Source organism: Desulfovibrio sp. JY (assembly GCA_021730285.1).
Classification (GTDB): Bacteria; Desulfobacterota; Desulfovibrionia; order Desulfovibrionales; family Desulfovibrionaceae; genus Solidesulfovibrio.
The window spans coordinates 534,429-556,076 of the sequence record CP082962.1 but is presented as its reverse complement, the minus strand read 5'-3'; the positions used below and the strand labels follow the sequence as shown (position 1 = coordinate 556,076).

17 protein-coding genes and 1 tRNA gene are annotated in these 21,648 nt (G+C 56.6%); 5 read left to right on the top strand and 13 right to left on the bottom strand.

Annotated elements, in window-relative coordinates:
* The first annotated feature begins 9 nt into the window (after positions 1-9).
* A complete protein-coding gene (locus K9F62_02380; protein UJX41567.1) occupies positions 10-1,224 on the top strand; it encodes an HDOD domain-containing protein in 1,215 nt (404 codons plus the stop codon).
* On the top strand, positions 1,217-2,371 hold the full coding sequence (locus K9F62_02375) for a response regulator (protein UJX41566.1): 1,155 nt from the start codon (positions 1,217-1,219) through the stop codon (positions 2,369-2,371). The genes K9F62_02380 and K9F62_02375 overlap by 8 nt, the downstream gene beginning before the upstream one ends.
* Positions 2,372-2,557: 186 nt before the next feature.
* On the opposite strand, the gene K9F62_02370 is transcribed toward K9F62_02375, so the two are convergent.
* From K9F62_02370 to K9F62_02350, 5 genes are all read right to left on the bottom strand, one after another.
* Positions 2,558-2,965 carry a MucR family transcriptional regulator gene (locus K9F62_02370; protein ID UJX41565.1) on the bottom strand — a complete coding sequence of 136 codons (408 nt, stop codon included), beginning with the start codon at positions 2,963-2,965 and terminating at the stop codon, positions 2,558-2,560.
* Positions 2,966-3,480: 515 nt separating this feature from the next.
* Positions 3,481-4,314 (bottom strand): prolipoprotein diacylglyceryl transferase, encoded by an 834-nt coding sequence (locus K9F62_02365; protein ID UJX41564.1) that lies wholly within the window; start codon positions 4,312-4,314, stop codon positions 3,481-3,483.
* Between the two features lie 24 nt (positions 4,315-4,338).
* Positions 4,339-4,557, bottom strand: coding sequence for a hypothetical protein (locus tag K9F62_02360; GenBank protein ID UJX41563.1), 219 nt, complete (start codon positions 4,555-4,557; stop codon positions 4,339-4,341).
* A 261-nt stretch (positions 4,558-4,818) separates the two neighbouring features.
* Positions 4,819-5,376, bottom strand: coding sequence for a hypothetical protein (locus K9F62_02355; protein ID UJX41562.1), 558 nt, complete (start codon positions 5,374-5,376; stop codon positions 4,819-4,821).
* Between the two features lie 11 nt (positions 5,377-5,387).
* A complete protein-coding gene (locus tag K9F62_02350; GenBank protein ID UJX41561.1) occupies positions 5,388-5,927 on the bottom strand; it encodes a hypothetical protein in 540 nt (179 codons plus the stop codon).
* Positions 5,928-6,017: 90 nt separating this feature from the next.
* Between K9F62_02350 and K9F62_02345 the strand changes: the two genes are divergently transcribed.
* A complete protein-coding gene (locus tag K9F62_02345) occupies positions 6,018-7,121 on the top strand; it encodes a CofH family radical SAM protein (GenBank protein UJX41560.1) in 1,104 nt (367 codons plus the stop codon).
* Between the two features lie 524 nt (positions 7,122-7,645).
* On the opposite strand, the gene K9F62_02340 is transcribed toward K9F62_02345, so the two are convergent.
* Positions 7,646-8,128: a GNAT family N-acetyltransferase gene (locus K9F62_02340; GenBank protein ID UJX41559.1), complete on the bottom strand. Its 483-nt coding sequence runs from the start codon at positions 8,126-8,128 to the stop codon at positions 7,646-7,648.
* Positions 8,125-9,657 (bottom strand): SDR family oxidoreductase, encoded by a 1,533-nt coding sequence (locus K9F62_02335; protein UJX41558.1) that lies wholly within the window; start codon positions 9,655-9,657, stop codon positions 8,125-8,127. Before K9F62_02335 ends, K9F62_02340 begins: the two co-directional genes overlap by 4 nt.
* 142 nt (positions 9,658-9,799) lie before the next feature.
* Between K9F62_02335 and K9F62_02330 the strand changes: the two genes are divergently transcribed.
* Positions 9,800-9,876: transfer RNA gene (locus tag K9F62_02330), tRNA-Pro, on the top strand.
* Between the two features lie 489 nt (positions 9,877-10,365).
* The gene (locus K9F62_02325; GenBank protein UJX41557.1) at positions 10,366-14,178 is read left to right on the top strand and encodes an SIR2 family protein; all 3,813 of its coding nucleotides are present in this window, start codon (positions 10,366-10,368) and stop codon (positions 14,176-14,178) included.
* 211 nt (positions 14,179-14,389) lie between these two features.
* Here the strand turns inward: K9F62_02325 and K9F62_02320 are convergent, their stop codons facing one another.
* From K9F62_02320 to K9F62_02295, 6 genes are all read right to left on the bottom strand, one after another.
* On the bottom strand, positions 14,390-14,740 hold the full coding sequence (locus tag K9F62_02320; protein UJX41556.1) for a hypothetical protein: 351 nt from the start codon (positions 14,738-14,740) through the stop codon (positions 14,390-14,392).
* Positions 14,741-14,816: 76 nt separating this feature from the next.
* Positions 14,817-15,914, bottom strand: coding sequence for a site-specific integrase (locus K9F62_02315; protein ID UJX41555.1), 1,098 nt, complete (start codon positions 15,912-15,914; stop codon positions 14,817-14,819).
* Positions 15,915-16,142: a helix-turn-helix domain-containing protein gene (locus K9F62_02310; protein UJX41554.1), complete on the bottom strand. Its 228-nt coding sequence runs from the start codon at positions 16,140-16,142 to the stop codon at positions 15,915-15,917.
* Positions 16,143-16,375: 233 nt separating this feature from the next.
* Positions 16,376-16,933 (bottom strand): tyrosine-type recombinase/integrase, encoded by a 558-nt coding sequence (locus K9F62_02305; GenBank protein ID UJX41553.1) that lies wholly within the window; start codon positions 16,931-16,933, stop codon positions 16,376-16,378.
* A gap of 272 nt (positions 16,934-17,205) precedes the next feature.
* Positions 17,206-17,583, bottom strand: a complete 378-nt coding sequence (locus K9F62_02300) for a hypothetical protein (GenBank protein ID UJX41552.1) — start codon at positions 17,581-17,583, stop codon at positions 17,206-17,208.
* A gap of 1,947 nt (positions 17,584-19,530) precedes the next feature.
* A complete protein-coding gene (locus K9F62_02295) occupies positions 19,531-21,609 on the bottom strand; it encodes a hypothetical protein (GenBank protein UJX41551.1) in 2,079 nt (692 codons plus the stop codon).
* Positions 21,610-21,648 lie beyond the last annotated feature (39 nt).

Sequence of the window (21,648 nt, the reverse complement as noted above, 5' to 3'; positions counted from 1 at the left end):
GGCCGACTCATGCGTCGAAGCATTCTTTTCGTTGACGACGAACCGCAGCTGCTTGGCGGGCTGCGGCGGATGCTGTGGGACAAGCGTGACGTCTGGGACATGCATTTCGCCGAGGGCGGCGCCCAGGCGCTGGCGTTTCTGGAAACGACCCCGGTGGATGTGGTGGTTTCCGACGTGCGCATGCCGGGCATGGACGGGCCGGAATTTCTGGAAGCGGTGCGGCAGCGCTGGCCGGGCACGGTGCGGCTGATCCTGTCCGGGCATTCCGACCGCGACTTCATCTTCCGCTCGGTCAAGCCGGCCCATCAGTTCCTGAGCAAGCCCTGTTCGCCACGAGAACTGACCACCGCCATCAATCGGGTGTTGCGGCTGGCCGATATCTTCACCGACGAGCGGGTGCGCGACGCCGTCGCCCGCGTGGAGACCCTGCCGGTGCTGCCGTCGATTTTCGCCGAACTGACCGAGGAGCTGCGTTCGCCCAACGCCTCGGTCAACACCATAGGCGACATCCTCGCCCGCGACGTCGGCATGGCCACCGGGCTGCTGCGGCTCGTCAATTCCTCGTTTTTCGGCATGCCCCAGCGGGTGTCCTCCACCCGGCAGGCGGTGACCCTGCTCGGGCTCGAAACGATCCGGGCCCTGGTGCTGGCCCACGGGCTTTTTTCCCGCTTCGACGCCGACCGCTATCCGGGCTTCGGTCTGGGGCGGCTTTGGGACCACAGCCTGCGCGTGGCCCGGATGGCCAAGGTTTTGGCCACCCTCGAGGACGCGGACAAGGTGGAGAAGGAGGCCTGTTTCATGGCCGGGATGGTCCACGACGTGGGCAAGCTGATGCTGGCCGAGCTGTTCGAGACCGAGTATCGCGAGGTGCTGACGGACATGCAGACGCGAAACGTCACGCCCCTCGAGGCCGAGGAGGGGATTCTGGCCGTCTCCCATGCCGCGGTGGGGGCATACCTGCTCGGGCTGTGGGGATTCGAGGAGGCGGTGGTCTTCGGCGTGGCCGGGCATCACCGGCCGGGAACCTTCGGGGACGGGCCGCCGCTGGCCATCCCGCTGGTCCATGCCGCCAACGCCCTGGACCACGAGCTGGTGGTCATACACGGTTCCTACGCGCCCCATCCCCTGGATACGGTCGCCCTCGACGCCATGGGGTATGGCGGACGCGCGGAGGCCTGGCGCGAGGCCTGCCGGGATGTGTTGCAAGGAGGGGACGGTGAATAAGCGGGTGCTTTTCATCGACGACGACGAGCGGATTCTGGCCGGGTTTCGCCGCAACCTGCATAGCGCCTTCGAGGTGGATACGGCTGTCGGGCCCGAGGCGGGGTTGGCCAAGGTCAAGGCCAGCCCTGCGTATGCGGTGGTGGTTTCCGACCTGCGCATGCCGGGCATGGACGGCATCGCGGTGCTGTCCAAGGTGCGCGAGATGCGCCCGGACTCGGTGCGGGTGATGTTGACCGGTTTCGCCGATCTCGAGGCCGCCATCGCGGCGGTCAACGAGGGCAACATCTTCCGCTTTCTGACCAAGCCGTGCGAGACCGGTTACCTGATCGGGGCGCTGACCTCCGCCGTGGAGCAGTACCGGCTGGTCATGGCCGAGCGGGAGCTTTTGGAGGGCACGCTTCGCGGCAGCCTCAAGATGCTTTCGGAAGTGCTGTCGCTGTTGCGCCCCGAGGTCTACGGCCGGGTGTCGCGCATCGCGCCGTACGTGCGGCCGCTGTCCAAGCTGTGCGGCGACCCGAGCCCCTGGCAGACCGAGGCGGCGGCCATGCTGTGTCTGATGGGCTACATCACCCTGCCCGATTCGCTCATTTCGCGGGTGGAGCGTGGGCGGGCGCTGTCGCCCGAGGATGCGGCGAACTACCAGCAGCACGCCGAGGTGGCGGCCAAGCTCGTGGCCAACATCCCGCGCATGGGCGGCGTGGCCAAGGCCATCGCCTATCAGGAGAAGAATTTCGACGGCGGCGGCTTTCCGGGCGATGCCGTGCGGGGCAAGGACATTCCGATGGGGGCGCGCATCCTGCGGGTGCTGCTCGAATTCGACCGGCTTCTGACCGCCGGCCAGGCCAAGGCCGAGGCCTACAAGGCCATCAAGCAGGCGACAGGGGTCTACGACCCGGATGTGGTGGCGGCGTTCGGCGAGGTGTTGGGAGAGGAGAGCAACCTCGTCATCGTGCCGATGCCGGTCAAGAGCCTGCGCGACAACATGATTCTGGCCGAGGACATGTTCGTGACGCGGGGTGGGCAACAGCTCAAGGTTCTGCCCAAGGGCTACGCACTGTCGAGCGTGGCCCTGGCCCACATTTCCAAGCTGGCCCGCTACGAGAGCGTCACCGACCCGGTCAAGGTCATCATCCCTGCGGACGAATAACGGCGCGTCCCTGGGAAGATACTGCAGTTTTTAGGAGAACACGGTATTCGAACGTGTCGGCCGCAGACCTCGGGCGCATGGTCCGAGGCCGCCTTTGGCGCATCCGCGCAGCTTCCGGCCGGCCCGGGGACGGACCGGCCGGAAAAAGCTACCGCGAAGCGGATTGGCGCAACGCCAGCGGGCCGACTATTCGGTGACGGCGGCGGGCTTGCGACGACGCTCCCAAAGGCGCATGTCCTTCATCTTCTTGCGGCGTTCCCGTTGCAGGGACTTGGCCGCCAGGGGAGCGCCCTTCTTGTAGCCGTATTTCGCCCGGTATTCTTCCGGAGTAAGCCCGTGGGCGGCAAGGTGTTTCTTGGTGAGCACCTTGAAGGACTTGCCGCATTCCAGGCAAATCACACTGCTTTCCTTGACGGCCTTGGCCGGATCAATGGCCGGCGTGGCGGGTTCGGCCGGGGCGGCGTCGGCTTCGGCGGCGGCCTGAATGCCGGCGGCAACATTCTTCAACATGGAGGTGATTTCGTCATCAGTCATGGTCCGAACGGAGGCCTGGGCTTTGACGATCTCCAAGGCAGCTTTCAAATAGTCTTCCATTTCTCGCTCCTGCTAGATGGCTTTCAATACATATAAGTGAGGCAACGCATGATTGCAACTGAATTTGAAAAATAAGAGACAAAGTCATTGAAACCGTGCGCCGTCATGCTGGCGTAGTCCTTTGTTTGGACAATCATTTCGCGCCGCCCCAATCCTGCCCCATGCCTCGCTACACTAAATACAATACGGTGATGCCGCCGGTTTGTTCGGCCTGGGCGGCGGAATGCTGCAATGCGCCCGAAACGGTGGGGGGCAGGGGCACGGATGTCGCCTGGCCGTTTCCGGCCCTTGCCGACGCAAACCCTCGGCCGAAAATCGTTGCGTGTACGCCTCCCGCCCGTCCAGGCGGCAGGCGCGTTCCGAATGTGGCTTTCGGCCTCTTTTTGCATGCTTGTGCGCAGCATGGCCTTGGCGCACGGCGGCCTGGATACAACAAAAGCGCGGCCTTGCATAGAGGCGTTTCAATCGTGACGTTCTTTCATATTGAAATGTCGCGCCGACGAAGGGAATACGTTTTATGAACGGGGGTGTTGCGTTCGAAACCTGGCCAGCAACAGCACCAGCGCCGCGCCGGCTGCCACGGCCAGCGCCACGTATTGGGACATACTCAGGCCGTAATAGATGCCGCGGATGTCGTCGCCGCGCCAGAACTCCAGGCAGAAGCGCAGGACCGCGTAGCCGAGCAGGTAGAGCGTGGCGGCCCGGCCCGGGGGCAGGCCGCCCGGGCGTCTGGACACGGCGAGCAGCCCGGCGAACAGGATCAGGTTGCCCACGGCTTCGTAGAGCTGGGACGGGTGCACCGGCAACGAGGCGACCGCCCCGGGCGGCAGCAGCCCCGCGGCCTTGTGCTGGAGGAAGGCCGGCGAGCCGGCCGGGAAGCGCACCCCCAGCGGCCCGGTTGTCACCGCGCCAAAGCAGCAGCCGCCGAAAAAACAGCCCAGTCGGCCAAAGGCGTGGCCCAGGGGCGCGTAGCGGCAAACGGCGTCGACGAGCGGCCACGGGGACAGCCGCCACAGCCGGCAGCCCAGGCGCATGGCCAGAAGCACCGCTAGCGCGCCGCCGTAGAACACGAGCCCGCCCCGGGCGATGATGCCGAAAGTGAGCCGGTCGGCCAAAAAGGCGTCCTGGATGATGGGGATCAGCCGCGCCCCGGCCAGCCCCAGCGGAAGACTGGCGAGGAAGACAAGCAGATAGCGCCCGCGCGCCGGATCGGTCGAAAGCTCCCGCCGGGTGCAGAAAAACACCACGGCCATTCCGGCCAGGGACAGAAACAGGTACCCGGCCTGGAGAATGGCGAAGGCGTCAATCCCCGTGGCCCGGGACAGCACGAAGGCCAGCAGTCCACCCATGACGGTAAGGAAAAGTGTGACGGGTTATTTGCTGCTGCCGCCGCAACCGCAGCCGCTGCCGCATTCGAAGCAGGAGCATTTCATGCCCAGGCAGCCGCACGAGGTCAGTTCGCAGGAAGTGGCGTTTTGGACGGCGTCGGCATAGGCGGCGTAGGATTCGCCGGGCGTGACGCGGCCAAAGGCGAAAAGCGCGCCGGTCAGCGTCAGGCATAGGGCGCAGATCAAGGCCAAGACGAACTTCATGCGATCCTCCGGTAACGAAATATGCGGCCCGTGTACGCCCTGTCCGGCCACGGCGCAATGGGGGCGAAGAGGGAAGAGAGGAAAAGATCATGCGAGAGGGGAAACCCTTTAAAAAGGGCAGTAGCCCCTCTCGAGCTCTCCCTTTCCTAAAGTTTTTAAAAGGTGCGGCGTGTACCGAACCAAGATTATTTTATTGAAAGTCTTTGGAAGGGGGCCCGGGGGAAACTTTTCTACAGAAAAGTTTCCCCCGGCTCTTCCTCACTACTCGGAAAACAATGCGCCCCAGAGTTTGGTGTTGGCGTCGGGGACGGCGATGAGGGTGGTGTCGCGGAGTTCCACCTTGCGGGCCGCTCCCTGGCCGAGGAGGGACAGGATTTCCGCCGGCGTGGGCCAGCCGGCCGGGCGATGCCGGTCGGACATGAGGATGTCGGCCCCGGCGATGCAGATGACATGGTCCATGGGCACGGTGGTTATGGCCGTGATTTCGGCCAGAAGCGGGGCGTCGCCGCCCTGGCGCATGGCCAGGTGGGAGCCCAGCCAGAAGGCGGCCGGAGCGGCGAGGCGGGGCATGAGCTGGGGCAAAAGCTCCCGGGTGTCGCCGGTTAAGGGCAGCAGTCCCTTGCGGCCGCTTAAGCGTTCATGGGCGGCGTCGTAGAGGGCTTTGTCGGATTCGAAGGTGATGACGGTATCGAAGATGTCCCCGGCGGCAAAGGAAAGGTCGCCCCGGCCGGCGCCGGTTTCGACCAGGACCCGGATGCCGCCGGCGTCGCGCAGGGTGGTCAAAAGGGCCGTCAACTCGGGCGTCACGGACTGGTCCATGGGTTTCCCTTTTACTTGAATTTGAGTTGCAGGTGGATGGTGGCCGTGCCGTCGTCGAAGCTCAGGTTTTTGAGCATGGTTTCCCGGTCGAGGGTGTAGGTGTCCGTGGAATGGATGTTCACCCGCAACACCTCCTTGCGGCCCAGGGGCAGGGTGACCTTCTTGTTGCCGAGCTTGAAAATGATGCGCTCCCCGTTTTGGTACCAGAAATAATAGGTCCGTTTTTCGGTAAAGAAATAGGGCTGCTCGAAGGTGGGCACGTCGCGGGGCAGCGGCTTTTCCAGCTCCAGGTCCAGACGGTAGATGTCCGGGGCGATGCGGGCCACGTTGATGGAGGTCATGGCGTAGCGGCCGGAACTGTCGGGTTTGCCGGTGCGCAGCACGGCGTAGCCGGCGGTGATCTGGAAGTCGATGTCCGGGGAGGGCAGGGAGCGGGTGGTGCCCTTGAAAAATCTGGTCAGCGACTGGGCCGCGTCGTCCGCCGCGCCCGCCGGGCATATCCCGAGCGCCAGCAGGAGGGTGACAAGGACGCAGATTCTCGCTTGCGGCATGGCCGGCCTCCGAGGATTTTCCGCCCTGGCGGGCGGCGGGGAAAAGGGGTACAGGGGGTGCGAACCCATAATTTCTACCGCGCCACAGCCATGAATGCAATGACACCGCTTATCCCCGCAAAGGTCGCCGGCGACCCCGCCGTGATCCTGGAAAAGGCCCGGTCCGGCCAGCGCCTGACCCCCGACGACGCGCTGGTCCTGGCCCTGGCCGCGCCGCTGCACGATCTGTGCGCCGCCGCCATGGAAGCCCGCCTCGCCCGTCACGGCAAGAACGCCTATTACGTCCACAACGTGCACATCAATTTCACCAACGTGTGCATCAACGCCTGCCGCTTCTGCGCCTTTTCCAAGGTCAAGGGCGCGGCCGGGGCGCGCACGCTTTCCGTGGACGACATCGTGGCCGAGCTTAATGCCCGGGGGGACGCGCCCATCCGGGAAATCCACGTGGTCGGCGGACTCAACCCCGACCTGCCGCTTTCCTATTACGTGGATATGCTGCGGGCTATTTCCCGGGCTCGGCCGGACGCGGGCATCAAGGCCTTCACCGCCGTGGAAGTATCCCACCTGGCCGACACCATGGGCGTTTCGGAATTCGAGATCCTTTCCGCGCTCAAGGATGCGGGGCTCATGATGCTGCCCGGCGGCGGGGCGGAGGTTTTTTCCCCGGCGCTTCGCGAGAAGCTGTGCCCGGAGAAGATTTCCGGCGAACGCTGGTTGCAGGTGCACGCCACGGCCCATGGCATGGGCCTGCCCACCAATGCCACCATGCTTTTCGGCCACATCGAGAACTGGTCCGACCGGGTGGCCCATCTGTCGGCCCTGCGCGACCTGCAGGACCTGACCGGCGGCTTCGCTTGCTTTATTCCCCTGGCCTACCAGCCGGCCAACAACAAACTCGGGGCCAAGGGCCCGGACGGCACGACCGTGCTGCGGCTTATCGCCCTGTCCCGGCTTTTCCTGGACAATATTCCGCACCTTAAGGCCTATTGGGCCATGCTCGGCATCAAGGCGGCCCAGATGGCGCTTTGGGCCGGGGCCGACGATTTCGACGGCACCATCGTGGAGGAACGCATCGGCCATGCCGCCGGCGCGGACAGCCCCAAGGGCATGACCCTGGCCCAGTTGCGCCACGCCATCACCTCCGCCGGCATGGTTCCGGTCGAACGCACGCCCGATTTCCAACCGATCGGTTGAGGGAAGAGCCGGGGGAAACTTTTCTGGAGAAAAGTTTCCCCCGGACCCCCTTCCAAAGACTTTTAATAATGCTGCCATGTTATTGTAACATGGCAGCATGGTTATAAAATTTAGGAAGGGGAGAGCGCGAGAGGGGAGAACCCTTTTTAAAGGGTTTCCCCTCTCGCACAGTCTTCTCTTTCTTTTACTCCTCAATAAAAAGGCGAAGGCCGTTTCCCTCGGGGTAAGGAAACGGCCTTCTATCTTTCGGCGGGAACTGTGTCCGGGATAGGTGCGCGTGGTGGCTGACTCGGGCGCGCCCATCTCTTTGCCGTTTGGCGACTCGGCGTGATGCGATGGTCTTTTCGGGCGATGCATTCGCCATGCCTGTGTCACCCTGTCGCTCAAAATGAACGGCGGCCCAGGCAACAGGCCGGAATTTAGCGCAAAACCGGGGCCGGCCAGGGCCGTCGGTATTCATACGTTCCAGAGATGCTGGACCGGGGCGCCACAAGCCGTGGAATGATTCCAGGGATCGTGGGGCGTCAGGCGTTAAGCCCCTTGGCCATCAGGCACACGACCAGGGAGATGCCGTTGCCGAGATCGCGCCGGGCCGGGCTTACGATGGCGTAGCCGTGGCGCAGGTAGAACGAGAGCGCGTTGCGCGAGGCGGTCAGGGTCAGGCCGGTGAGGCCTGCGGCGCGGGCGAGTTCCTCCACGGCGGCCAGCAGCCTGCCCCCCGTTCCCGGGGCCGCCCCGGGTGCGACGTAGAGCAGGCTCACTTCGCTGCCGGTCAGGCTGCCGACGCCCACGATGCCGGACGGCATGGCGGCCACGAGCAGGCTGTTTCGGGAGTCGGCCAGCATGGACGCGAATTTGGCCGGTGTTCCCCGGGCCGCCCAGGCCGCGCGTTCGCGCGGACCGTAGCTGTCCCGGGCCTTGGTTTCGATGGCTGTGGCGAAGATGCGGGACAGCCGGGGTGCGTCCGCGGGCAGCGCTGGCCGGATAGCGATGTCGTCCGCGCTCATTGTCGTGGGCCCAGGCGGCAGGCGGCCGGCAGGTGCGGCGTGAAGCGCCGGGGCGGGCTGAGAAGCCGCACCCCGAGCGAGGCGGCAATGCCGCGCAACAGCCCGGCGAAAACCAGGTTGTGCGGCACGAGCAACGCGTACCAGTACGCCAGCCCGGCGAGTCCCCGGGGCAGGAATTTGGAGTGCACGACCAGTTCCGTGGCCCCGTCGCCGGCCGGGCGCAGGCGAAATTCCAGCAGGGCTTCGCCCGGGGTGCGCATCTCGGCCAAAAGCTGGAGCCGCTTTTCGGGCGTCACGGCCACAACGCGCCAGAAATCCAGGGCATCGCCCACTCTGGGCCCGTCGCGCCGGATGGTCACCCGCCGGAGTCCCACGCCGCCGACCAGCTGATCGAGAAAACCCCGCAGCCGCCACAGGAAATTTCCCCAATACCAGCCCGTATCGCCGCCGATGCGGGCCACGGCCCGCCAGACGTCTTGCGGCGACGCGGCGATGACGGCCCGCCAGCCGCATTCGTGCACCGTGCCGCCGGCATAGGGAGCGTCGCCGCAGGCCGTCCATTCGGGCGGGGCGGCATAGCCGGCGTCGGCGCAGGTGCTTTCCACCGCGTTCTGGCGGATTTTTTCCAGGGCCAGGGCGATGGCCTCGCGGCAGGTCAGGCGCTTTCGGGGCAGGATGTCCAGGATGCGCGTGTCGCGGCAGACAACCTCGTTGCGCAGCCCTTCGACCAGCGGCACGATCAGCGCCCGGGGCAGGGGTGTGATGAGCTGCATCCAGTAGGTGGAAAGGCGCGGGGTCAGGACCGGCACCGGGATGATGATGCGCTTTCGCAGCCCGGCCACGGCGGCGTAGAGTTGGAAGATTGCGTCGTAGGTGAGCACGTCCGGACCGCCGATGTCGAAGGTCTGGCCGATGGTTTCGGGCGCGTCCAGACAGCCGGCGAGGTAGCCGAGCACGTCGGAGATGGCGATGGGCTGGCAGCGGCCCCGCACCCAGCGCGGGGCGACCATGATCGGCAGGCGGTCGACGAGGTAGCGCATGATCTCGAAGGAGGCGCTGCCGGAACCGAGGATCATGGCGGCGCGCAGGTGGGTGACGGGTACGGGGCCGGAGCCGAGGATTTTGGCCACTTCGTGGCGCGAACGCAGGTGCGGGCTGAGATTGTCGTCGGCGTCGCCAAGGCCGCCGAGGTAGATGATGCGGGCAACGCCGACATCATGGGCGGCCCGGGCCATGACGGTTGCGGCCTGGCGGTCGGCGGCGGCGAAGTCGCTGTTGGCCGGGTGCATGGAATGGACGAGGTAGTAGGCGGCCTGGCAGCCCGTGGCGGCCTGGCGCATGGCGGGCAGGTCGCGGATGTCGGCCTGGGCCAGTTCCAGATCGGGATGGCCGGCAAAGGGACGGCAGCGCAGTTTTTCCAGAGAGCGACCGACGGCGCGTACGCGGTATCCGGCGGCAAGGAGCCTTGGCACGAGGCGGCCGCCCACGTATCCCGTGGCGCCGGTGACGAGGATGGGGGCTTGGCGCATGGCGATTGTCCGTTCTCCTGGTATCGGTCCTGGATAGCAGTCCGGGGCGGGGCCGGCAACGCGCGGAGGGGATATTTGGAAAAAAAAGCGATTTTGGATTGACAAACGGGCGGATGACTCCTAGATTCCGGTTCCTTCGCGTCGGGATGTAGCGCAGTCTGGGAGCGCACCTGAATGGGGTTCAGGGGGTCGGAGGTTCAAATCCTCTCATCCCGACCAGTTATTTCAAGGGCTTACGGTGAATAACCGTAGGCCCTTTTCTCGTTGGATAACCGACTGGATAACCTATTGGCCTGGGATTCTAGGGGAATGGTTATCCGGGGCGACCCAATTCCTAAAAGTCAGGGGGTCGGCTACCGCACGTTGTCCCGCCGGTCGCCCGTTTGATCTTGGCATCTATCTTGTTTTTCAGGAATATTTGATCTTGGTGTCGTCCTGCAGGCAGCTTCGCCGTTAGGGAGGTCAGGGGGGCTCGTCCTTTGAAGGCAACATGCGCTCCGATAGGAGCCATCAGCGAAGTCCCCTAGTTAACTATTGCGCGTCCATTGTGGTCACCATAATTTGCAAATTTGTTCAAATTGTCACATGAGCTTTAGCGCTCGACATCGCAATACTGTTTCGGGCATCTTAAGACGGACTAGAATAGGATTCAGGACGAATAAGTAAATAGCGCACTAATATTTTACTTTAGAATGCCGAGGTATTAAAATGCAGTTTGTCAAGGATGGACCAGATATTCCTGAGGTACTGCTTCAAGCACAAGAAGAGGGAAAAGTGGTATTCTTCTGCGGAGCAGGGATATCGTATCCTGCAGGCTTGCCAGACTTTAAAGGTCTGGTAGATAGTATATATAATGAATTAGGGACTAATCCGTATGACGATGATAGGGAAAAAGAAGCTTATGAAAACAATAGATTTGATACTACATTAGATTTACTGGAGCATCGTATCCCAGGACAACGTCTTGTAGTTCGCAAAGCAATATTTTCCGTGCTGAAACCAAATTTTCGACGTAAAATCGCTACTGAAACACACCGTGCCCTGCTGCAGTTGTCGAATGATCGCAAAGGCGCAACGAGATTGGTTACAACGAATTTTGATAGAATATTTGAGCGAGTTAGAAAAAAATATAAACTCAGTATTTCTGCTTATCCAGCACCATTCTTGCCAATTCCTAAAAATAGTCGTTGGAATGGTGTGGTGTACTTGCATGGACTGCTACCCGAAGCAAATGACGAGTATGCACTTAATAGACTTGTTGTTACAAGCGGAGACTTCGGTCTAGCATATCTAACAGAGCGCTGGGCAGCCCGTTTTGTCAGTGAGTTATTTCGTCATTATATTGTGTGTTTTGTTGGATATAGTATTAACGATCCGGTGTTGCGCTATATGATGGATGCGCTTGCGGCAGATCGGATGATGGGCGAAAGCATGTCCCGGTCTTACGCACTAGGCGATTTTGCTTCTGGGGCAGAAAAAGAAAAAGAAATAGAATGGAAAGCCAAAGGGGTGGTGCCAATACTATATAAAGTACCTACGGGCACTAATGACCATTCGGCTCTGCATCGAACTCTCAAGGCTTGGGCTGGTACCTATCGTGATGGTGTGCTCGGCAACGAGCGAATTGTCTCTGAATATGCACTGACCAGGCCTATGGCCAGTACACCTCAGGATGATTTTGTTGGTCGAATGCTCTGGGCACTCTCTGACAGTTCGGGCTTGCCCGCCAAACATTTCGCTACGTTTAATCCTGTGCCGTCGTTGGACTGGTTAAAACCATTGATAGAGGATCGATATTGCCACTTTGATCTGCCTCGTTTTGGTGTAATGCCTCAGTCTTCAGAAGATAGTGCACTGTGTTTTAGCTTTGCACAACGCCCAGCTCCATATAGTCTTGCGCCTTTTATGATGCTATTAAAATGTAGTAAAATGGGAAGCCAGTGGGATGCAGTTATGCATCATATTGCGCATTGGTTAATTCGTCATCTTGATAATCCAAAGCTAGTTCTGTGGTTAGCGAGCAACGGTGGTAAATTGCATGAGGATTTTATTTATTTAGTGGTCAATAGGTTGAATGATATTTCATCTCTAGAGCATAATGACAAGATTGACGAGTTGCAAAATATTAGAATTAACGCACCGGATGCGATTCCACGGCCAATAATGCGGTCAATTTGGAATTTGTTACTTGCCGGACGTATAAAGTCCCCATGGAATCGTACTGACTTGTATCTGTGGAAAAAGCGATTCAATTGCGATGGGTTAACACCAACGCTTCGATTAGAGTTACGTAAACTACTTTCTCCATGTATATCCCTGAAGAAACCCTTTGTGTGGAGCGAAGATATAGAAGATAATAATAGCGCTAACGACTTTAAGCGCCAGCTGACTTGGGAGTTGGTTTTGGCCAGTGATCATGTCTACTTAACTTTATGTGAAAAGGTTGAATGTGGTAAATGGAAAGATAGTTTGCCGTTGCTACTGAATGAATTTGAGCAACTATTACGCGATGCATTAGATATACTTCATGAGTTGGGTGACGCAGATTCTATGTTTGATAGATCGTATTTAGATCTTCCATCTGTGAGCCCGCATAGTCAGAATGGTAGGCATCGCGATTGGGTTGCGCTTGTCGAGTTGTTGCGCGATGCTTGGCTTGTATTGCGTGAGCAAAATTTATCCCAAGCGATACACGTCGCTAGTGAGTGGTGGCTTCAGCCGTATCCAGTTTTCAAAAGGCTGGCGTTGTTCGCGGCGTCGCAAGGAGACATATCGTCACATATTGGATGGGTTGATTGGTTGCTGGCTGACGAGGGGTGGTGGCTTTGGTCGGTAGAGACAAAACGCGAAGTTTTGCGTTTGCTTGTGTTGCAAGGAATACGACTTACGGATGTTGTCCGAGAGCGATTGGAGCTAGGGATACTTGCTGGGCCGCCACGAATGATGTATAGAGATGAGATAACACCAGAAGATTGGCAATGGAATGTGGACCATTCGATATGGTTGCGTTTAGCAAAACTGTCGTCTAGTGGTGTTATGTTAGGTAAAGAAGCAGCATTACAAATAGCAAGACTTAAAATTAACAATCCCAAATGGGAGCTCGCAATCAACGAGAGTGATGAATTTCCATTCTGGATAAGCGGTACTGGTGATCCAGACTATGAAGAGCGAAGAGTAGTCGAACGAGTACCACGTCAACGGAACGAGCTAGTGGACTGGCTGCGACGTCCCCCCTTCCAAGGTCCCTTACACGAAGACGACTGGAGGGAGTATTGCCAAAAGAAATGTCCTACGGCTATTTATGGTCTTTGTGTTCTCGCACATGAGCAGCGATGGCCCAGCGATCGATGGCGTGAGGCGCTGCAAGCATGGGACGATGGAAAATTAATATGTTTCTCTTGGAAGCATGTTGCGCTATTGTTGAAGCAAATGCCTGATGCAGTCTTGCTAAAAATTGCGCATGCTGCGTCTTGTTGGCTAGAAAATGTATCAAATGTTCTCGACTCTTATGAAGATATTTTTCTCGAAATATGCCTCCGTTTTTTGGATATGCCAAGTCTGTATGATAGTGATACTGAAGATGTTGTGTCGGACTCTATCAATCATCCGGTAGGACATATTACGAAAGCTCTTCTGAATCTCTGGTTACAGCGTAAGCCTCAAGATCAACAAGGCTTGCCCGCCGACTTAGTTTCTATTTTTACGAAGCTTTGTGATGTTGACGTCTATATCTATCGCCATGCTAGGTTGTTGTTAGCTGCTCGTGTTATTACATTTTTCCGCGTAGACTCACAATGGACGATAAAAAATATTTTACCTTTGTTTGATTGGAACGTTTCTCAGCGTGAAGCTCAATCTGCATGGAAAGGATATCTCTGGTCGCCACGCCTGTATTGGCCATTATTTGCAGAGATAAAATATAATTTTATCGAAACAGCCCAGCACTACACTGATCTCGGTGATTATGGTAGGCAGTATGCTGCCATAATTACCTATGCTGCATTAGGTCAAACGGACACTTTTTCATTAAAAGAACTCCATGGGGCCATTTGTTCGTTGCCACAGGAAGGTTTGGTGGAGTCTGCCCGTGCGCTTCTATATTCACTTAATGGTGCTGGTAACCAAAGAGAGATGCATTTTGTAAATCGTATTCAACTATTTTGGCAGATGCTTTGGCCAAAATCGCATGAAAAAATATCTCCTGTATTAGCAGAAGTCCTTGTCCAACTAGTCATCGCTTCTGGCGATATGTTTCCAAGGGCACTAGGAACTCTGCGTGATTGGTTAGTGCCTATTGAATATCCTCATTATGTAGTAAGTCTATTACAAGAATCAAGCCACTGTGACAAGTTTCCGCAAGATTCTTTGGAACTTTTAACAGCAATCATTGCAAATCAACCATGGCCATCTCAGGAATTAAGTAATTGTCTTGCGGCAGTAGCAAAAGCTTGGCCAGAAGCTAGGCAAGATACTCGATTTCAACGTCTGGCGGAATATATCCGTAGATATGGATCAGAATAGAATTTACGTAAATAAAATGAATTATTGTAAAGTATAAAATATTTTTGTACTTGCCAAGAGTGGGCACCTTTTCGATTGCATCCCCGTTCTTGTCGTCAAGCAGAAGGTAATACTGGCCGGAAGTTCTTTTCAAAACAAAAATGGGGAGGCCCTTCGGCCCCCCCGTGTCTAATACGCTCTCAGTGCGTCAAAGTAGTTTTCATTCGGTGAGTTAGGCATGGTCCCTGATGAACCGCTCGAAGGTGGTCTTCGAGGCGAAGGTCATGGTCTTCTCGGTGCCAGCGTACTTCGTCAGCGCGGTGATGAACTTGGCGGCCGTCTTTTCACGGAGCCGGTCGAAGTCGATGCCCGCGATTTCCCGGACCAGCTCATGGGAGACGGTGAGGTCGTCATGCTCTTGGGCGCGAAAGAGCTTGCCGGTAATCGTGCCCTTGCCGCCAACGGCTTTGGTGCCGCCAGCCTGCCGCGCAGTGGCGTAGTAGGGGCCAGCCGGGCTCTCGAACTGCCGGTAGTGCTTGATGCCGTCGCCGTCGATGTGCGCAAATACCCAGAAAGTATTCATCGTTCGTTCTCCGAAGCGTTTGGGGTTGGGCTGTGGCGTTGTCATGGGCCAGGGCCGTCGTATCGCTCGATCCCGGCTATGCCGGGGCAAAGGTCGGGGGTTGAGGTGCAGAGGAAGCCGCTTCAGGGCAAGGGGCGTCCTCGGGCTTGCTCAGGCTCGGCAGCTTGGCGATGGTGCGCCGTTTTTCGCCGCCGAGCAGGTGGTAGTACTGGTCGACTGTCATCTTGACGCTGGCGTGGCCCATGAGCTTGCTCACGGCCGCAACGTCGCCGCCTTCGCGCAGGAGCGTCGTGGCGAACAGGTGCCGGATGTCGTACATGACCACGGGGTAGGTCAGGCCGGCCTTTTCCGCCGCCGTCTTCAGGGACCGGCGAAATTTGCGCAGCGGCTTGCCCTGGTACTCGACGACGTAGCCGGTCTGGGCCTTCTGCCGCATGGCCTTGAGGCGCTCCAGAAATTCCGGCGCAATCGGGATGACGCGGTTGGTCTTCGTCTTGGTGGCGTAGACCTTGATGCTGCTGTCGTCCCAGTCGATGTCGTTCCAGGTCAGGGCCAGCAATTCGGACTCGCCGGTGCGCACGCCAAGGTTCCAGGCGACCTCGATGGCCCAGGCGAGATGGGGCCGTGCCGCTTCCTTGAGCTTCATGAGGTCTGGGTAGGTGAGCTTCGTGTCCCGGGGCCGCTCCTTCGGCTTCTTCCAGCGTTTCAGCGGGTTCTTGGTGGTCAGCTCGTAGTCGACGCCGTACTGGAAGACCATCTTCAGATAGGACAGGTAGCGCGACCGGGTCGTCTGGCTGCGGTCGGCGTAGGCCTTGCCGATGATCTCGACGATCTCCTCGAAACGGATTTCGTCGACAGGGCGCTGGGCGAACACCGGGATGAAATGGGTCTTCACCAGCACGGCCAGCTCCCTGATCCACCGCAGCGACTTGCCCTCGGCCTTTTTGGCGTTGATGTAGAGCTGCGTCAGCTGGTCGATGTAGGCCTTTTGGCCCGGGGCGAAGATGGGCAGTGGGGCCTCGATGAGCTTGCGGGCCTTGATCTCCTCGTCGAACCGCTGGGCGTCACGCTTGCCCTCACGGCCTTTGCCGAAGGTCTTGGTGCGCTGCCGGCCCTCGGCATCCCGGTAGGACACGTAGTAGGTGTCGTTGTTGGCGCGCTTGTGGACAGACATTTATACCTCCAGGGTGATGGGGCGGCGGGTCTTCTGCGCGGCCCCGGTGGCGTACCGTTCAGGGCTCGCCATGAACGCCTCAAGGTCGGCGCGGGCGAACCGGTTTTTGCTGGGGCCGTACCGCTTGATTTTGAAGCGGTTGACCATTTTCTCGAAGTAGGAGTGGGAGTAGCCGCAAAACTCAGCGGCCTCCTTGCAGTTGAAAAACGGACCGATGCTCTCGCTCATGCTGGGGTGCCTCTTTCGTCGATGGAATCGGCCCCGGTATAAACGAAAAAAAACCGTGAAATCAAATGGATGTCGCGTAAAATCGGATGCATAGGGCGATGAGGGCTTCTACAGGGCAATGAGATTTCCTTACTCAGGCAAAACACAATCTTTCGACATAACCGGCGCTGATGGGCAAAAAAATATTTTCCGTGCCACCAAAAAAAGACGGGGGCGGCCCCGTCGGTAAGGGTTCAGATGACGTGGAGCAGTATCTCCTCCACTTCCTCTTCCTGGATGCCGAGATACCGGCGCGTGATCGACGGGCTGGAATGGTTCAGCCGCTTGGCCAGGACCTCCCAGGAGACGCCGAAGGTCTTGCGCTGGTGATAGCACCAAGTTTTTCGTAACGTGTGGGCACCGTAGTTCCCCTTAAGGTTCACAGCTTCGGCCCAACGTTTGACGTACTTGGTGACGGCAAAGGTCGTAAGAGGATAGTTGCGTCCTTTACGACTCTTGAACAGAAAATGGTCGTCCCCCGATCCGAACTCGGTGAGGTAGTCGTCAAGCGCCAGCTTGATCTCCTTGTTCATAATGAACACGTTCTCCTTGCCGGTTTTCTTTTCACGCAAGATCACCCGGTCACCGACCTTGGCTTCCCGAACATCGCCGACCTTGAGGGCAAGCAAGTCTTGGACACGAAGTCCAGAATTGATGCCCATGATGAAGAGCAGTTTATCGCGAAGATTGTCAGAAAGTATCTTCTTGATGCTCTTGATGCTCTTCACGTCAATAATGGGTTCGACCTTCATCGTTACCTCCAATGCTTGTTTTTCTTCCGACCATGTCGGAAACGTGCATTTAAATTGGTCCTGTCCCCTTGAGCTCCAAAGCCCCTGGAGATAACACCTTCGATTTCTTGCAGAAGTCCATGTAAATGCCTCCAATGTACGTTTCTCCTACAAAACGTACATTCGCTATAAGTGTAATTTCTGTATGAAGTTGCATATATTTCTCGATATTGCGCGAAAGAATCGAAAAATAGTCACATCTTACGATATGACTATGTTAGAGTCCAAACGTATTAGATCTTGGTCAAGATGATCTTCTGATCTTCGACCAGAATGGAAAACTCGTCGCCTTCGCCGATGGACAGGCCTTGTAGGTCAAGGCTCTTGAGATAGATCTTCAGTTCCATCTTGTTGTTCACCTTGGGCCTCCTCGAATTCTTGAGGTAAAGGCCCTTGACCTCGTAATAGGTTTTGTCATCGCTCATCAGCTTCAAGACGTATTGCTTCAAGGTCTGACGATGCTTGACATCCATCTTGACCATGATCTCCGAGGCGTCCATGCCGTTGAAGATGCACTCGCGAAGAAGCGAAGGATTGTACTTCGACTCGATCTTCTTCTTGTCGAAACCATCCTGTCCTTCCACAGCCGCAGTATCAGTCTTCTTGCTCATACAAGCTCCTTTGTTTGGTTTAATTGATAATTTCTGTATTTGCTCGAAGATACTTAAAAAAGTAGTGTTGCTTTCTTACTTCCTCTCGTAAGTTGCCCGTTACGGCGGCGAGAGCCCCGGTGGAAAACAGGCTATGGGCCCAGAATCAATTTTCCGGGGGCTTTGGTCACGGGGGAGAGTAAACTATGAGGCGGGGTCCAAACGTCCCAGGGCGGGGAGGATACAGGGCCGGTTTTGTGGGCCGGCCGGGGCCAGGATCGAGGGCGGGGCATGGGGCCACCGTCCAGTTCATTTTCTGATCGAAAAAGAGGACCATGCCCGAAGGCGCGGTCCTCAGCAAAATCGCGTAGTCTCGCCGTCGTCCCCGATGGTCTAAACCACCAGGGAGGACAGCGACTTTAGGATCGAATGATTCGTCGCCGGATCAAGCGTCCTTCACAACCCAACGTACGGTTTCCCCGTATTGGGCTGAAGCAAGAGATGTATTGAAAGTTCATTGTAGTTTCAGAACGATCAGGAATATTCGAAGTTTTCCAACAGGTGTATCTTGAGGATTCGAAACGAAGTTCCATGTTGTTCTCAGATTTCTGAATGATTTTCAAATAGCTACATCTCTTGCCGTATCCCTTACGGATACGCAGTCATCCTTATAGGACATGAACTTCTCCAACGTTCTGCTGAAAAGCATCCTCTAAGGATTTCCCTTGGTCTTAAGTCTGGTCATTTCTGACAGTCCCACGCCTAATCGCTTGCATATGGTCAGAAGATACGTCACCTAACTATATCTTCGGAATTGGAATTTCCAATAAACTTCGGTTTGCCATGAACCTCGTTCACCACATGCGCCACCATAGCTTCTTCATGAAAGATCATGAATACGGGCCAGTCATTCGGTCTCAATCCCTCCCCCGACTGAATTATTTCATATCGAGTAGATCGTGCTCAGAAAGTCTTGTTCGATGGAGATCGACAAGAGGTTTGATGACTCTGAGTCAAGTACATTTTTCGACCGCAGTATATATCTAGGTCATATATAATGGTTGTACTATCAGCAACACTCGACCACAGACTTGATGCAAGGCACCCATGGCGATTTAACTACGCTTATATTTGAAAGATCATTCGTAAATTCTGAAAGACATGAAACGATTTCGAAAACTCGTGTTAGAAACGCAAGTTGAAAATTCAAAATAGTCTGATATGTATTCTGCGATATACGATGATATGATCAACTTATTTCTGTCTACGAACCTCGATTATTGTCTTTTGAGGCATCCCTGAAAAGAAATGTGTTGAAGTAAAGTATTTTAACTTATTTTTTGAAGACGATCTAAAAATAGACGTCCGAATGTTGATTTTCGTGATGAATCGGCGAAGTCGATCATCTTGAATGGACTGTACGATATATCAGAGTATGTTTTTATACGATCCGGCTAGGACGTATTGATCTTTGTTCAGGAGTATGTTGTTCAAGTTTGATCATCGGTCCCCTTTGCCCTTTTGGGGTGAAGGGTTAAGGGTTAAAGGTTGGAAAACATACTTTTAAAATATAAGGGTTAAGGGTTAAAGGTGGAGGGTTGGAAAATATTTATTTTTATATTTTCTAATAAATATATGTAGTTATAATATAAATTTAAAATTTTACTACCTACCACCCTCCACCCTTAACCTTCCACCCGGGATTTTTTTACCCTCCCCACCCTCCACCCTGCACCCATCCCCCCCCTGTCGCTTTGCAGGGCTGCATGTGTTAAAAGTAGTCGACTTCTCGCCTGATACTTTCTTAATGTAACTATGCGTGTTGCTACAGAAAATGCAAAGTTCATTGACGCGACATTGCTTTGGCCTAGATTGTCCTGAATGTGTACTGGTCAGTCTTGCAGGCGATTATTCTCGAAAATAAAAAAGGCGACCGAAGTCGCCCTTTTCATTTCTTACTACAGCCTGTTATTTGAAGGCACTCTGGTACATTCCGAACTCTTCAGATTTTGCATCGACCTTGACGGACATTTTCCGGTGGGGGTATTTTGCGATGAACTCGTCACAGCAATCACACTCAGACTTTGACCACAGGGCTTTGCCGTTCTTTGCGGAGCAGCATGGTACTTCTTTGTCGCCCATACTCCAGAACTTGCAGGCATCATCATCAACTTCTTCAACTTCCTGAAGTTTCAGTTCTACGGTCGAAGTCGCCATGGGAATGACCGGGGCCGTCGTGATGGACGTGGCCGGCGCATCGGTCGACTCGGTACCCAGGACATTTTCAGCGTCATCGGCTTCGTGGGCGTCCTGGACGCTGTCGGTGGCTGCCGTGGTGCCCGTCAGGGGCAACTCGTCGATCACAGGGACAACCAGCTCGGCGATGTCGAGGTCAACCACGTCAGGGAGGTCGGCAGGGTCGATTTCCGGGATCAGCCCTATGGCGTCGTAGTTGACGTCCTCGAACGCCACGCCGCCAAGTTCGTCGGCCTCGAAGGTGACCGCGTCAGACACATCCGATTCGCTCGGTTTCGTGTCGGCAACGGCGGCTTCCTGGGCAGTGGGGGCGGCGGTGGTGATCCACTCTAAGGTGACCCAGGTGCCCACTTTGCTTGGCTTGCTCGTCATAGCCATGTCAGCCTCTTCGAGGGCGGCCTTGATACGTCTGAGAGCTATGCCCAGTTTTTCAGGCGAATCCGGCCAGTTCTTTGCGGCGGCAGGTCCCAGGTTGCTCGGGCAGTGTGGGGCGATGGCCGTCAGCAGGTTTGAAGTCGTCCCCTCGAATTTCCCCTGCAGCGCGGACATCAAGGACAGGATGGCTTCCAGGGTCGGTTCCTGCTTGCTGTATGCCGCCGGTTTGCTCGGTTCCTGGGTCAGTCTCTCCGCAAGGTTGGCGCGGCAAGCTTCAAGGTAGCGACTTGCCCCGTAGCCGAGGACTTCAGCGGCGGCAGCGGCATATTGAAACGCATCGGCCCACCTGGGCTTCCAGGGCAGATTGAGGCCGGGGGCGATACGCTTGGCTTCGACAAGGACATCGAGCATGCCGCCAAGTATGTTCGGCATGTCCTGATCGAACTGCTCGAACAGTTTTCCGTCGCCTATCTGGCAACTTCCAGCTATCTGGCTCAACTGGATCGTGATGGTCCGGGCGTTGAAGTCCTTCGCCTCAGTTGGCGGGTTGATCGCCGTGAAGATGAAGCTGCGCTTGTACGAGAACGAAATAAGCGCATAGTCGGTATAGAGCTTGCGGCTCTGGAATCCAGTTCCAGAGTAGGCACGGCAAAACATGTCAGAGACCGTTTGCGAAATGGCTGACAGGTTGTCGAACAATGGAACCGCGTTGTGGTAAAACACAAGACACAGGTTCTGCTTAGTCGGATGGAAGTCGTTCTCGGCTGGTTCACTAGGATCAAGCAGCCTGCGGATTACCCGAGCAGCAGTCGTTTTTCCGCTGTTGTTTTGACCGAGCAGGCCTATGATCGGCTTCGTGATGTTCGCGAGAGGAAAGGTGCAAACAGTTGGTAGGAGAAGTATTCTATCTTCTTCGTGCTCGAGGTTTAAGTAGTTGAAGATGCCAAAAGCATCACCGTTCTTGGAGGGAGTTGGTAACGCGCGCTGGGTCTCGAACTCTCTGAAGTAGACAGGTGATTTCTGGAGGATATTCCAGTTCGAGTTGGTGATCTCGATGACCTCATCGGCATCATTGCACATGTCGATGTAGTGGTTGTTGTTGGCGAAGCCAAATCGGAAGAAGACGTTTCCGATGCTCGGCTGTTGCTGCGCGAGGAAGTCAGCGTGTCCGATGGAGCTGGTTGTGTCGCTTTGCGAAGGAAAGGTGCCGCGCGCCTTGAAGAATTCATCAAGGAGCCAGCCCTGGGTAAAACCAGAGACCAAGGGCGTGACCTTGTTGATCTTCGAAGGGATAATCGCAGCAATATATACCTGCTTGGCGTCGTCCCTGACGATATTTGCTTTCTTGAAGATGTTCACGAGGGTTTGTGCATTAGTCTGTTTGTTCGGCGTGTTATTTTTGTTGTTTTGGGTCATTTGTGTTCTCTTTTATTTGGGGAGGGCTTTTCAGCCCTC